Raw genomic sequence first — 14,361 nt, forward strand, 5'->3', positions numbered from 1 at the left:
AGTTCTAGCTTGGTCGCTGAACCAACTACCGGAGACCTCTTCAATTAGCGACCACCGCCACGCCCCAACAACGACGCCTACGAAACACCGCCTAGGGGCGCCGCCAGTCGGGTCGCCCCCGAGAAGAAGTCACTCGCCACGCTCATGCCGGAGGTCGCCGCGTCCTTCGTAGCGAACCTCTCCTGGCCCGGGCACGGCCCGGCGGCGCTGTACCCGCGCGCCGGCGCACTCTGCTCCTGGCGCTGCCGGTGCGGTGCTCTCTTCGAGGCGCACGTGCGCGACCGCGCGAAATCACCGGACTACGGCTGCGGCCGGTGCCGTCGTCGCGGCCGCAGCCTCCTCGAACTTGAGCTCGCCCATCTACTGGCGGCCGCGACCGGCGACGAGGTGGAGGTGGACGTCCGCCTCGACGGCGGCCGGCGCTCGGCGGAACGGCTGGACCTCTTCCTGCCCTCGGCTGGCCTCTACATCGACCTGGACCCGGCCCAGTGGCACTCCGATGTCGCCGCCCACGCTCGGGACCTGCGCAAATCGGAGGTCATGGCCAAGCTGGGTGTGCGTTATCTGCGGGTTCGGCAGCCCGGCACCCCGCCGGTTCCGGGAGCGACCGTGACGGCGGGCACTAAGGACGCGACGGAGTGGTTCCTGGTCCTCGCGGAGTGGCTGCGGTCGCAGTCCATCCCGTGCCCGCCCCTATCCGATGACCGGATCGCCGTATGCCTCGGCACCGCACGTGAGGAGTGGAAAGCGTTTCAAAACGTGCCGCCCAGCGAGAGCCTGGCCATTCTGTTCCCCGAGCTTGCGAGCGAACTGGTAGAGAACCTGACGCGTCCGGAGATGAGCGCGCAGTGGTTGCTTCCCGGCTCGGCGGACCGCTGCGTCTGGCAGTGCAGGACCTGCCAGCACGTCTGGCGTACCCGAGTGGCCGACCGGGCCCAGCGCAACACCGGCTGCCCGCCGTGCTCACGGCGGGAACGCTCCTACCAGGCCCGTCTGAGCCGGGCCGAACTCCGGGTCCGTGACGTCGCTCCCGAACTTCTCACCCAGGCCGTGCGCATCCTCGACGTCGACGAAACCCGCGACATCAAGCTGCTCGACCTGGCTCGGGGGTCGACCGTCCGAGTGCTCTGGCGATGCCCGGACTGTGCACACGAGTGGGTGGCGCCGGTCGTCACCCGTACCTCCGGGCGGGGCTGCCAGCCGTGCGGCATCCGCCGGCGCACTGCATCCCGACAGCAGCCGTCGCCAGGTGGATCGCTGGCCGACCTGCATCCCGAGATCGCGGGCACCTTCCTGGCGAACCTGGACCACCCTGATCGAGGGCCTGATCGGCTTCGCCCGGGATCCCACGACCGCTGCCGGTGGCACTGCCCCTGCTGCGGGTCGAATGAGTGGGAAACGACGGTCTCAGCCCGAATCCAGGGGCAGGGCTGCGGAGCGTGCCGCGGCCTGAGGACCGGCAGGCCCAGGCGGGGCGCCGTCGCCAGCAAGGGCGACGGGCGAGAGTTCGACGTACTTCGATTGTTCTGAGGGTGGCCGATCGCGCGGTGTCGTGGCCCATCCGATGCCGAGACCGGGAACAACGCGACGCTGATCAAGGGCGCGGGCTCAACGTGAGCGCAGATCACGTTGCCTACAGCATCGTAGGAAAGTTGGGCGCCGACGTCATGCCACCAGCGCGAAAGATGCTCCCCCGTTCGGTTTACGCGACCGCCCGGCGAAGCGTGTCAAGGTCAACCTATGGCTTTCTTATGGACGAAAGCCGATGACTTGTGCATAGCGACGCAACCGCCGCAGACGCTGGCTGGGCATCGACCGATACCGCCGGACTGGCCTGATTCACGGAGTCCGCAAGCGAGGAGTTAAGCGTCCGCAATCGCGCTGCTGAGGTGAGGCGCTACTGGAGAAGGCGGTGCAGCAGAACGTCGTGTTCCTGGTAGATCGCCGGTGTGTCGGCCTGCGTGGAAGGTACGGAGGCGAGGGCTGGTGGCCGCTGCTGGGCTTGCTGGGCGGTGTCAGCGTCCATAGCAATGAGTTCAGCGCCGTAGGTATCGGCGACGATGGCGGCGATGTGCTGGCCGGCGTGGTCGATGTCGCCGGCGTATCGCACGCGAACGCCGTGGTGGACGGCGAGGCGGAACAGGGTGTGGTCGACGGCGCGAAGTTGTCCGCTGGTGCAGGCCAGTGGCCGGGGTGAGCCGTTGAGGTAGGCGACCTCCAGCACGGACGGGTTCTCGACGACGGTGAGAACTTGCGGGCCGAGGGTTGGCGGCTCCTGCAGGAGGTCGAGCAGGGTGAGGGCGACGGGGGTGCTGCTGTCGCGTAGCCGCCGGTCGATGGGACCGTCACCGGTGGTGTGGACGTTGAAAAGCAGCACGGTGGCCGACAACCGGTCGGCCACGATGCCGGATTCGGCCAGCAGTGCCCGTACGAGGTCGGGTCGGGCTGGTACGGCTTGGCCGGTGTGTTCGGCGATCGCGGCAACGAGGCGTCTACCGGCGAGCCTGTCCAGGTCGAAGTAGTGCGGATCGCCGACGGTGTCGTGGGCCAGTTTCGCCAGCGGCTTCGGCGGGGTCACGGGCAGCTGTTTCAAGACCGCGGCCAGGGCGGCGATGGTGGTGCGGATGTCGCTGTCGTCTTCACCGAGGCCGGCGCTGCGCATGCGGGTGACCAGCTGAGGAAGCCCGGGAAGCTGGCCGGCGGCGTACTGCCAGAGCTGTTCGCGGTGGGCGGCTGCGGTGCGGGCTGTGGCGCTGCGGTCGATGATCGGGGCGTCGATGGCGAGTTCCACGATCGTGACGAGTTGGTCAGGGGTGAGGTCGAGGACGTTGAGCAGGTCGCGGACGGGAACGGTGATGGTGTCGACGGTGATGGTGACGGCTGAGGTTCTGCGGCGGCGCCGGGTGGTGGTGTCAAGCCAGGTTCGCAATTGGGCGAGACCGGCGTGATTCATGTCGGTGACGCGAACGGTGGTGAGGGTTTCGGGGGTGGTGCCGGCGCACAGCCGGTCGTGGATCGCCTGCCAGAGCGGGTGCAGGTCGGAGTCGGCGGCGAGGTAGGTCAATTCGGTGGGCACCGTGGGTCAGCTCTCGGTTCGGGTGGCTGGTAGCGGCAGGGTGACGGGGGTGGCTTCGCCGGCGCCGTTCCACAGCCAGGGGATGGTGACGCGGTGACGGCCTGCGGTGGTGATGACTTCGTGGATGACGACGTCGCGGGATTCGCGTTTGATCAGTGGGGCGATCGACGGGGTGGTGGCGAGCACGTCGAATTTCCAGGTGCGCAGCAGGGCCAGGACCTGACGCAGGTTCTTGTCGTCGAAGGCGGCGTCGATCTCGTCGATGGTCAGCAGGCGGGGGCCCTGGTAGGTGGTGCCGGAGTACATGGACCAGGCGGCGGCGAGCAGCGGCAGCATGGTGGCCAGGCGTGATTCGCCGGTGGACAGGCTCTTGAGCGGGTTGGAGCGGGCGTTGACGGGTTTGAACTGGTCGACGCCGAAGCTGCTGTGGGTGACGCTGATGTGCCACTCGTGCCACGAGCGGTAGTCGAAGGTGTGGGCCACGCGGTCGGTCCAGGTTTCGTCGCCGGCTTCTTCCATCCGGCGGCGCAGGACGTCGTACATCGACTCGAAGACCTGGTCGGAGGGCGGGGCGGTGAGCAGGTCGACCATCTGGCGGGCGTTGTCGTCCTCGCGGACTTTCCAGTCGACTTGCACGCCAACGCGGGCGACCCCGGTGCGTACGTTCTGCAGGGTGGCGCGGATCTGGCGCACTAGCTCTTGGGCGGCTTCGCGGCGTTGCTGGATGTCGCGGCGCAGCTGGATGAATGTCGAGGTTTTGAGGATGCCTTTGATGTCGTGACGGAGGTCGGCTTCCAGGCCCGCGACGGTGGTGCGCAGGGTGGCCGTGGCGTGGCGCAGGTCGTCGCCGACTGCGGCGTTTGGGGCGGCGAGGGTGACGCGGCGCCAGTCGGTGTTCTCCAGGGTGGTGATGTCGAGTTGCTGGTCGAACGCGGCGAGGGCCTGGTTGACGGTGCGCGTGGTGTTTTCGAGCTGGCGCAGCATGCGGTCGCGGTTGCCGATGAGAGTGTCCAGGCGGGTGGTTCCCTGTCGTTGTGCCAGGATTCGGCGGGCCCAGCTCAGCGCGGCGGTGATATTGGCGGGGGTGCCGTCGGGCTCGTGCGCGATGTCGTCCGGGACGTCGGCGAAGCCGTAGGTGGCCAGCAGACCCATCCGGTGGTGGTATCGGGTCCGGGCTTGTTCGGTCTCGGCTCGTTGTGGTGCAAGGTTGGTCAGGGTCAGGCGGGCTTCGGCTTCGGCGACCTCGTGCTTGCCGTGCTGCTTGCCGAGCGCTTCGTCGTCGGCCTGCCGGGTGTCGTGTTCGGCTTCGAGGGTCTCGCGCGTACGCAACAGGTGGGTGTATTCGGCGCCGTACAGGGCTCGGGTTTGTTCGACGCGGGCCTGCAGGCTAACGGCGTTCTGCTGCAGGTTGCCCGCCTCGGTCGCGGCGGCCTGCGCCTGGGCGGCGGTGCGGCCGGCCGCTTTTCCGCTGGTGTGAGCGGTGGTGAGCAGGTCGAGGGTGCGTTGGGCGGCGCTGGACCAGGTGCTGATTTGACGGTCGAAGCTTTCGACCGCTTGCCGGTGCCGGTTCAGGGGTTGCGCGCTGGTGGGCAGCATGGTGCTGTCCGGTTGCGTGGCCGCGGTGTTGACGGCCTGCTGCGCCTGCGCGACACGGGTGCTGGCATCGCGGTGCAGGCGCTCGTGGTCGGTGACGCGGGCTCGGGCGGCGATGGCGGCCTGATCCGCGGCGTCCTCGTCTCGTAGGGCATGTCGTAGGTCGTCGAGGTCGGGGAAGGCATGTTCTTCGTGAGCGCACCGGTCTTCGGCGGCTTGGGCCTGATCACGGTGGTCGACCTCGGTAGCCAGTTCGGCGCGCATGGTGTCCAGGTGTCCGGTGGCGGCGGTCTCGGCTTCCAGAGCGGCGTGCAGGGCGTCACCGGCGGATTCCACCTGTTGGCGGGCGTCGAGCACGCTGCGGTCGATGGTGGTGCGGGTAGCGGCGACGGCGGCCAGCGCGCGGGCCATGACGGCATCGGCCTCGGCGACGACTTTGGTGGTGCGCTGCTCGGCGGCGGCGAGCGCGAGGCGTAGCTGAACCAGGGTGTCGCGGGCTCGGGTGATGTCGTCGGTCGCCGGGAAGCTGTCGACCTCGGCTTGGGCGGCTTGTGCCGCCTGGTGCAGCGACTGCAGATGCTGCTGCGCGCCGGCGAGCATGTCACCGGCGGCGGCGAGCTGGTGTTCAAGGTCGGTGACCCGGGCGAGGCGGGCCCGTTCACGGGCGGTGCGGCCGATGAACGCGGCGCGGTAGCCGCGCGGGGCGGTCGCGATCAGCGGGCCGACGCGCAAACGTCCGGCGGTCGTGTCACTGTCGAGGTCGTCGATGGTGATGCTGCGCAGCAGACTGGTGATGCGGTGCGGGTCGATGCCGCAGTCCGGTTCCGCGGTCAACAAGTTGGCGAGGCTGCGACCGGGAACCGAATGGTGGGGGGACAGGGTGAGGTCACCGTCGCCGATGAGCCGCCCGTCGTGAGTGATCGCCGCATCGAGCAGGCCGGAGACCAGTAAGGCGCCTTCCAGCCGGTCGGCGTGGCCTGAGTCTGTCTGGGATGCGAACGCGACCGCTGCCCAGAACGGGACGCAGGCGTCCTGGTGCCGCACGGCACGCCACGGCGGTGCCGCAGGTACCGGCGATTGCCGACGGGCGTTGCGCAGCTCGGCCTCGAGGTCGTCCACGGTGTGCTGGGCTTGGTCGCGGTCGTGTTCGGCGGCGGCGATGCTGCGCTGCAGCCGCGCGGTGAGCGTGGCATGTGCCTGCTGGACTGCTCGTGCCGGCTGGTGCAGGTCGACAATGTCCAGGTCGCCGGGCAGTACGACGGCGGCCGAGTCGAGGTGGACCAGCGAGGTCCGCCATACGGCGACGTGGTGAGCCCAGGTGCGCTCGGCGGCGGCGGCGGCAGCCCCGCCATCGGCGAGTGCTTGTTCGGCATCCGTGGTGATCTGCTGCGCGGCGTGGACCGCGGCCTCGTGAGCGGCGTGGTCCTGCCGGGCGCGTTCGTCGGCGGCCTCGTGATCGAAAACGGCTTGCTGCTGGGCTCGGGCAAGGCCGCGTTCGGCCTCGACCGCCGCTTCTGCCGCCTTCTCGCGTTTGCCGGCCACTACGCTCAGGGCAGTCTCCGCAGCGGTGACGTTGCGGCCGGCGTTGAGGACGTCTTGTTCGCGTGCGGCGAGCGCGATCCGCTGCCGGGTGCTGGTGCCCGCGCGGTGCAGCCAGCTCACCAGCGCGTCCGGGTCGGTCCTCTCGCCGGTGTCGAGCAGGTGTGTCGGTACGGCGGGCAGCTCGACGCGGTAGATGTCCCACCGCTGCACCGCGGCGCCGAGTTCAACTATTCTGGTTTGGCGCGCGGTCACGGCCTGCTCGGCAGCCTGGTCGTACCGGTCGCGGTCGGCTTCGGCGGCACGTACCTGGGCGGCGGCGCCGCGCTGGCCCTCGTGGGCTATGTCGAGTTCACGCATGGCAGCGTCGATGCGCTGCAAGACGTCCAGACGGGCCTGCACCCAGCTGTGGGGAGTGCCCGTCAGCTGAGCCAGACCGGTCAGCGTCACCGATGACCCGGGCCTACTGCTGGTGAGATGGTCGCTGGTGTCGGCGATACGGTCGACGAACGCCTGCGCACCCACCTCGGCGGCGCCGGCCAGCAGATGGGCCACGAGTTCGCTCAGATGCCGCTGCCCACTGGCGGCCTGATCCAGCGCTTCCTCGGCTGCGGCGGCGGCCAGCTGCGCGTCGTCGTCTAGGTCGTCTCGTCGCTGCCGCGCCGCGTCGTGCAGCTTGTGCAGCTCGGTTAGGCGCTCTTCGAGCTGGGGCAGTTCCGCGCCGGCGTGGTCGCGCAGGGCCGCGTCGGTCGCTTGGAGCTTGCCTTTCAGTTCGGTGATCGTGGTCCGCAGATCGGCCCGTTGCGCGGCGACGGCCGCTGCAGCCCGCGCGGCCTCGCTCAGCTTGTCCTCGGCGGCGCGCACCTGACGGGCGTGATCGTCGAAGACGGTTTGGGCGTGGGAGAGCTGCGCGGCCTCCACTGCGGTGACCGTGTCGAGGTAGCGCCCGTACTGCTGCTCGGCCTGCTCCAGCTGGCGGGTCTCGGACCGGGCTTGTTGCAGCTGGCGTTCCAGGTCGGCGATGCGTTCCATGGTGTCGGCGATGAACTGCAAAGCCCGCGGATCCAGAGCAGGCAGGGCCTCGGTCAGTACCGTCCGCATGGCGTTCGGGGAGATGGCCTCCGCGGTGCGCACGCTGCGCAGACTGCGCAGAACGCCGAGCAGCGCATCGAATTGCACGGTATCCAGCGGGGCGAACAACGTGGTGCGGACGGCGTCGCGGTACTGGTCTTCGTCCGCGACGCGCAGATGCGGTTTCGCCTTGCTGGTGAGCCGGTCGTGGGAAGTGAACAGCCGGCCGTCGAGGGCGGCCAGTTGCGCGGCGAGGTCCTCGACGGCGACCGGATCGCGGTCGCGTTGCAGGTACACGTCGATGCCGACCCGGCCGGGCGTGAGGAAGAACGCTCGTTGCAGGCTGCCGCCCTGCGACCGCAGCCACAGCCCAGTGGTCAGGTAGCGCACGTCCTCTGAGTCGGCGGTGCGCAGGCCGTACTCCAGCCACCAGGCTCCGGTGCGGTCCTCGGTGGGAGTGCGGTCGGTGTGCCGGTCGATGAGGGTGCCGGCGGCCTCACCCGAAACCGACAGGGCTTTCTGCGAGGTGTCGGCGTCCAGGAGCATGGTGACCAGCATCGACGCGGTCAGGGATTTACCGGAGCCGTTCGGCCCGGCCAGGGCCAGCCAGCCGTCGGCGAACAGGAACACCTCGTCGGTCCAGGCCCATGAGTTGACCGCACCGGCCCGGGTGGGCTGCCACCTGCCGACTACCCGCGGGACACCGAGACCGGCCACGTCCTCGACTGCCGGCTCGGGCAGGCGCCGGACCTGGTGCGGGATCACACTCACTGCTGCTGCTCCCCTGCCGTGGTGGTCATGCTGAACAGGCTGTCCGGCTCCGGTGAGGCCGGTGCGCGGGTGCGTGATCGCTCGCGGTGCCGCACGCGTACGTGCCACAGGTGCACCCCGGGCGTAATCTGCCAGCGGTCGTCGCCGCCGGTGGCGTGCAGCAGCCCGACGGCGACCAGTTCGGCGGCCGCGGCGTGGGCAAGGGCCGTGGTGCGTTCGGCGTAACCGGCGGCCCACCGTGGCGTCTGGGCCCGGATCCGCTCCACCATCGTGGTGATGTCGGCGACGCTCACGTACCGGTCGGGGTGCTCCGGCAGCATGGCCAGCAGCGCCAGCGCCGCCTGCCGTTCGATACGCCGGCCCTGCGGAAAAGCACCGGTGGTAGCTGATGCCGCCGGGTCGGTAATCTCCCACCAGTCGCGGCGGACGGTGCTGACCAGTCCCAACGCTGACGCGACATTGAGGGCCCGCTCCCGGCCGGTCAGTGTTGCGAGATAACCCACATCGTTCAGATCATCAGCAGGGTCTGCGACAGGATCGTCGGCAACGCGCCGTAGCGCCGTCAACCGGCGGACCTCCACCCCGGTGCGTCGTTGCGCGGCGGCGACCGGGTCCGCGTCGGGCAGCGACACCGCGGTCAGCGCTTCGACGTGCTGGTCGGGTGGCCGGTCGTTGAGCGCCAGCAGGGTCGGCGATAGCGACGCGAATTTGTTGGCGAGGCTGTCGCGGTCGGCGGTGATGAAGACTTCTGCGTCCTCATCGGTCACCGCTCGTTCCAAGTCGGCGTCGACGGTGATCTCGCCTTCGGCCTGCAGCAGCCGGATGGCGTCGACGATGTTCTCGCGGGCGGCCTGCGCCTCCTTTTTGCTGACACCGTCCGCGGCGACGATCCGGAACGCGGGAAGCCGTCCAGTCACCGCTTCGGCGGCGCACACCTGAGCGACCGACTGCAACAACTCGCGCAGGCTAATGCGGGGGCGGCGCCACAACTGCTCGCAGACCAGGGCCACCAGCACGAGTACGTGGGCCGGTGCGAGGTCTCCGCGGCCGGTCCGGCGGGGCAGATGCGGCCCGCGGTCGGCGGGTACGTCGTCGCGGCGTTTGTGCAGCCGGACCACCCCGGACACATCGTGGATGTGCAGGCTCCAGCCCAGTTCAGCGCGAAAGAACTCGGTGAGTTCGCGGCGGCCGCGCAGCACGTGCCGATAGCGCACCGGTTCATCAGCGGCGGTGATGCGGCAGATCACCGTGAGATGCCGCGCGGCTTCGCTGAGGTCCGGGTCGAGGGACCGCTGGGTCATGCCGCCCCCTCCACCCGCGCCGGTAGGACACCGGTGTCGGCTGGGCTGACGCTCACCAGCAGGTCGGGGGCCCACAGCACGCCCTCGGCGAACCGGACCGCCACGGTCGCTCCCGGACGAGTGACACGCACGCGCACCACCACGCTCGCGCCCTCGGCTTGGGCCTCGCCGTAGCCGGTGACAGGGTCGGTGGTGTGCAGGGCGGTTTCGACGGCGCTCAGGAGGATGGCCAGCGCCGGCGTTTCCAGGCCGGAGAAGTGGGTCATGCGGACCTCGCCGTCGGTGAGCAGCAGCGCGGTGAACCTGCGCCGGGCGGCGGATTCGGCGGCCGCGCGCTGCAGCGCCGCTGTCCGGGCTTCCCCGGCGTCGGGGACTTTACGGGGCCGGCCGCCGGCCGGGCCGCTACGTTCGTGTTCGCGGAGCACCACCTCGACCTGGTGGCGGCTGATGCCCGCGTCGGCGGCGGTGGCGAAGGCCACCTCCTCGTCGGCGGTGTTGACCGCTGCGTGCACTGAGGGCCATCGGCCGAACGCTGCCGCATACACCCGCCGCGCCTGCGGGTCGTCGGGCTGAGCGTGCAGGCTGTAGGCCAGTTCCCGGAAGTCGGCGGCCAAGTCGGAGCCCCGGCGCAAGGCAGTGTATCGACGGTCGATCGCGACTAGCAGGGTGTGGACCGCTCCTGCGGCGGACGAGATCAGTCGTTGCACCGAACCGTCTGTGCCGAACCACGCCTGCAGGTCCGTCAGGCGGCGCGCCCGCTCGTCGATCCAGTGCTGCTGTTCGCCGGGATCGATCAGACCGGCGTGCATCGCCGCCGCCTCCACCAGAAGCCTTGGCCCTGCGGCGGCGAGTTCGGCCAGGGTCGACTCCACTCTGCGCAGCGCCCGTTCGGACTCGCGCGGAAACTGACGTAACGCCTCGACGACCCGGTCACGGTTCTCGCCGAAGATCAGGTCGTCGGTCACATCGGACTGCACCATCTGCGCCAGGGCTGCGTAGAAGTCAGCCGTGACGCGTTGCATCTCCTCTAGGCGGGTACGCACGTCGTCAAGATCGGTGGGCAGCAGTCCCGGGTCCTGCACCGCGTGTTCCAGCAGTGTCCGTAGCGTACGGTTGACGCCGTCGAGGAGCCGGGTCGGCAACTGCAAGGCTCGCCGAGAATCCACGACGGCTGAGCGCACGGCACCGACCACGGCTCGGCCAACCTTGGTCAACGCCCACGCCTCCTGGCGCCGCATCACCGCGTCCAAGCCGGAATTCAGTGCGGCATAGTCGCGGAACGGCTCCACCAGATGCGCGCTGGTTAGGTAGTCGAGGACGTCGCGTAGGTCCCGGTCGGTGATCACGTCGAGGAAACCAACTTCGCGCATCTGCGCTTCGATGTCGTTCAGCGCTGACATCGGCGCACGGGTGGCGAGTTCCTCCAAGGCGGCGAGGGCCGCGGTGTTGCGTTCCCGTGCAAGATCATCCGGTTGACCGAAGCACCGCCACACCATGGGATCGATGTCCTGCCACCACAATCGCGGTGGGTTCGCCATGGCTCCCCTCTCCGTCGGGCGCAACCTACTGCGTCATCATCACAGCACTCTCTGACACTTTCCGACATCCTCCGGCCCTGCATCTCCCGCGAGGTCGCGCATACTCCGCTGGTCAGCGAAGTTCACTTCGTCGCCGTCCAGGCCATCCATACCGCCCCGACCTCAGCCGACGGCGTCCTCCACTGCTATTTGTTGGCCGGGGTGATCTGCTGCGGCGTGTGCGGCCGAATCATGGACTCCCACTGGGTCCACGACCGTGCCGGCTACCCGATGCCGACACGGCAACACCAGCACCCGCCCCACCTCATCGAGACGACAGAAGCCCCTCTACGTCCGAGGACCATCTCCTGGACAGGATTCGACACGACAGTTGCCTGCGTCGCCACCACCCGGTGATGCGCGACCAGGATCCAGACAGCGTCGCTGGCCACCTGCGGCTCAACAACATGATCATCTTGTGCTACTACGACGCCTGAGCCATAGAAACTGACACGGTGGTCTTTCCGCTCACCGCCCCGACGAGCGCCCTGACCCGCACAGCAGAAACCCCACCCATTGGGACGGGGATCGCGCGAAACGCGAACACGAATCACGCTTCGTACGAAAATGATGTGTCCGCGACACGAACGATGCCCAACACGGGTTGCGCCTTCGGCGCTGTTCCGCCCGCACGAAAACCGGGCTACCTGACGGGTCCCGGGCTGACCGCCCGGGACCTGGTTAGCACGAGAGCCTCCTCAGCGGGACGCCGCTAGGGAGTCATCGTTCACCTTGGCCTGGCGCGGAATGGCTCAGTGAACTGCGGAGGTCGTCGACTGCGGGCTTCAACCGGGCACGCTCTTCATCGCCGGCGGCGATGGTCTCGAGAAGAAAGGTCATCAGCCTGGTGAGTGCGGGTGCCGGTTCGGCATACGGATGCCGGGCGCGGGTGAAGTCGTCGAGCGCGGGCTTCGTCGACCCGGTGGGAGTGTCGAGGGCCTCGGCACATCGGGCGATCCCCGTCAAGGTCCAGGCGGCGAAGTCGCGGTCATTGAGCCCGGTGCGGAGGTTGGCTTGGTCGACGAGCTCGGCGAACACAGATCGGGCCGCGCTTGGTCCGTTGGCTCGGCGGACAGCGACACCCTGGATGGCCAGGACGATCAGCGCGTCGGTGCCGCTGTACCGCCGGGCCATCGCGGCCTCGCGGGCAGCTTGGCTGAACCGGCCTTCGTGCATGTAGACCACGCTGAGGGTCGAGCGGGCCTGGAGGGCCACCACTGGGTCGTGGGCGGGAAGGGCCAGCGACACTGCGTCGCGCGCGAGCCGCCTCGCCTGGTCGTGGTCGCCCTGAGCCAGCCGAAGGTCTGCCTGCACGTCCAGGTAGGCCGCCCGCAGCGACTTAACTTCCTCGGTCTCGTCCCGGACGCCATCGAGCAGCGACTCGGCTTCCCGAAACTGTTCGATCTCGACGTACAGACGCGCCAGGCGCAACTCGATCGGAATCCGGCGGCCGGGATGCGGCCCGGCCGCACGCAGCGCCTGGGCCAGGTACCGCCGTGCGAGGGTGTACTGGCCGTCGCGTCGCCGGCACCGGGCCATCCCGGCGAGTGATCCAGCACGTACCGCAGGGTCGTCCGGCGCCATCTTGAGCGCCTTCTCAAAGTTGGTGAACGCGTGCCCCACGCTTCCCTGGGCCCACTCAAGGCCAGCGAGATTGATCAAAATTCTGGCTCGCCAGCCAGGCTTGTCGTCGCCGGCAAGCGCGTACGCGGCCCGGTAGAAGTCCGCCGCACGTCCGAAGTGACCGCTGGCATGGTGCAGGTAACCAAGGACGTTGTAGTTGGCCGGCCTCTCGGTGGCCTCGATCTGCTCCGCAATCAGCCGCCGTGGCCGCCGAAATAGCATAAGGGGACTGCCATCTGTGACCTTGGCTTCTATATCCTCGATCGACCTTAAGGCCCCGTCTACCCGGTCGGCACGCAGCCAGGCGTCAACCTCGGCCAGATACGACGGGGAATTGGCCCAGTCCCCATGATGGTCGGCCTGGCGTCGTGCCCGCAGCCGCCAGGCAGCACCGATCAGCAGCCGCCGATCAGCAGCCATGCTCTCCCGGGCAATCTTTTCCCGCCAGACCAGCACCCGGCTCGCCTCGGCCGGCTCTAGGAAGAACGTCTGCTGCTGACGGTCAGTGTGGATAGCATGTCGACTCAGCTCAATCAACTCGCTGCGGACGAAGCCCATTTCGAGATGGTCGTCAGGTGGGCGAAATTCGTTGGCCAAAGCCGTGACCACCTTGGCGTCGACCGGAGTAGCGAACGCGGCGACGGCCCGGTAAACCTGCCGACGGTCGGAGCGGAAGGCCGTGGTCATCCGGCTCCGCAGACGGTCACCGACACCGTCCACGCCGGTCCGAGCAGCCCAGCCATGCACTTCGCCGGCCAAGTCGAGCGGCGTCGTGCCCTGGTCCGACTCCAGGACCGCGTCGAACAGCTGGGCGAGGCGCGGTCTGCCGCCGAGATCCCTGCGAACTTCATCCAGCCGACGGTCGTCGAGCGAGGACAGCAGGCCGGCGCGGCCACCTGCGCTCCTCTCGACGAACGTGCGGAAGTAGTCAAGCGGTAGGCCATCCACCGCGACCCGGCAGGCTGCGTCGACCCAGGTCCCGCCTGCCCCCGCCATCGGGACGACGCTGGAGATCAACATGACCTTGACGCCGTGCCGCGGACCAGTGGCAATCAAGTCGAGCGCTTCGTCGAGGGCAAGGTCGGTCAACTTGTGGTCGTCATCGAGCAATCGCTCGACCGAGTCAAGCACGATGATGGACGGCTTCCTCGTCCTGCCGCGCAAGATGGCCTCCAATTGCCCGAGCGGCGAACTATCCAGTGGTAGCTCGGCCTCGGCATCCACCCCGCCCGTCTTCAGGGCGCGCAACAGGGTGTCCACGGTCGGAGAAAAGGCCGGGGTCACCAAGTACCATCGGTGGTCGATTCTTACGTTGGCCAGGACGCGCCGGACAAGCTCGGTCTTGCCGACGCCGGCCGGGCCGTGCACCACGATCAGCCGCGAACGCGGGTCACGCAACGCCCACCGGAGCCTGAAGCGCTCGCCGCGACGGTCCACGAAGAATCCGAGCACCTGCCGGGCTTGCTCGGCAGCCCTCGAGGTGGAACCGGTCCCCCGACCGTCTTGGCGACGCTGTGAGATCGCCACCCGCAGGGCGGCGATCCCGACCAATAAAGACAGGATACTGGCGAACTTGTCACCGCGGTCGATTGCCCGCAGAAGCCCGTTGTCCTGATCGTCGCTAAGCAGGCCCCACCATCGCGGCACGTCGCCGACCATCAGGACCGTTCCCGAGACGAGCGCCGCCACGGCCACCCAAAGTGATCGAGGTCTGACTAGGGCGTACTTGGCGGATCTTGGGCGTGGGTCGTTAGGTAGGACGTGGCGCGTTTCGATCTGACGGATCGTGAGTGGGCGATCTTGGAGCCGT

At 68.7% G+C, this 14,361-nt stretch carries 6 protein-coding genes; 1 reads left to right on the plus strand and 5 read right to left on the minus strand.

Annotation, left to right across the window (positions count from 1 at the left end):
* Nucleotides 1-144 precede the first annotated feature (144 nt).
* A complete protein-coding gene (locus ACGFIQ_RS35960; RefSeq protein ID WP_393250763.1) occupies nucleotides 145-1,530 on the plus strand; it encodes a zinc-ribbon domain-containing protein in 1,386 nt (461 codons plus the stop codon).
* A 367-nt stretch (nucleotides 1,531-1,897) separates the two neighbouring features.
* Here the strand turns inward: ACGFIQ_RS35960 and ACGFIQ_RS35965 are convergent, their stop codons facing one another.
* From ACGFIQ_RS35965 to ACGFIQ_RS35985, 5 genes are all read right to left on the minus strand, one after another.
* Nucleotides 1,898-3,076: a TIGR02679 domain-containing protein gene (locus tag ACGFIQ_RS35965; RefSeq protein ID WP_393250765.1), complete on the minus strand. Its 1,179-nt coding sequence runs from the start codon at nucleotides 3,074-3,076 to the stop codon at nucleotides 1,898-1,900.
* 6 nt (nucleotides 3,077-3,082) lie between these two features.
* The gene (locus ACGFIQ_RS35970; protein WP_393250767.1) at nucleotides 3,083-7,909 is read right to left on the minus strand and encodes an SbcC/MukB-like Walker B domain-containing protein; all 4,827 of its coding nucleotides are present in this window, start codon (nucleotides 7,907-7,909) and stop codon (nucleotides 3,083-3,085) included.
* 137 nt (nucleotides 7,910-8,046) lie between these two features.
* Nucleotides 8,047-9,351, minus strand: a complete 1,305-nt coding sequence (locus tag ACGFIQ_RS35975) for a DUF2398 family protein (protein WP_393250769.1) — start codon at nucleotides 9,349-9,351, stop codon at nucleotides 8,047-8,049.
* Entirely contained in the window at nucleotides 9,348-10,889 is a 1,542-nt protein-coding gene (locus ACGFIQ_RS35980) for a DUF2397 family protein (protein WP_393250771.1), read from the minus strand. Before ACGFIQ_RS35980 ends, ACGFIQ_RS35975 begins: the two co-directional genes overlap by 4 nt.
* A gap of 759 nt (nucleotides 10,890-11,648) precedes the next feature.
* A complete protein-coding gene (locus tag ACGFIQ_RS35985; protein ID WP_393250773.1) occupies nucleotides 11,649-14,240 on the minus strand; it encodes a tetratricopeptide repeat protein in 2,592 nt (863 codons plus the stop codon).
* Nucleotides 14,241-14,361 lie beyond the last annotated feature (121 nt).

It is taken from the genome of Micromonospora sp. NPDC048898 (genome assembly GCF_043198035.1).
Lineage (GTDB): Bacteria > Actinomycetota > Actinomycetes > Mycobacteriales > Micromonosporaceae > Micromonospora.

What these genes read in the sequence shown, in the direction of transcription:
- ACGFIQ_RS35960 (WP_393250763.1), top strand. Translation starts at nt 145, where the DNA reads ATGCCGGAGGTCGCCGCGTCCTTCGTAGCGAACCTCTCCTGGCCCGGG.
- ACGFIQ_RS35975 (WP_393250769.1), bottom strand. Translation starts at nt 9,351, where the DNA reads ATGACCCAGCGGTCCCTCGACCCGGACCTCAGCGAAGCCGCGCGGCAT.
- ACGFIQ_RS35980 (WP_393250771.1), bottom strand. Translation starts at nt 10,889, where the DNA reads ATGGCGAACCCACCGCGATTGTGGTGGCAGGACATCGATCCCATGGTG.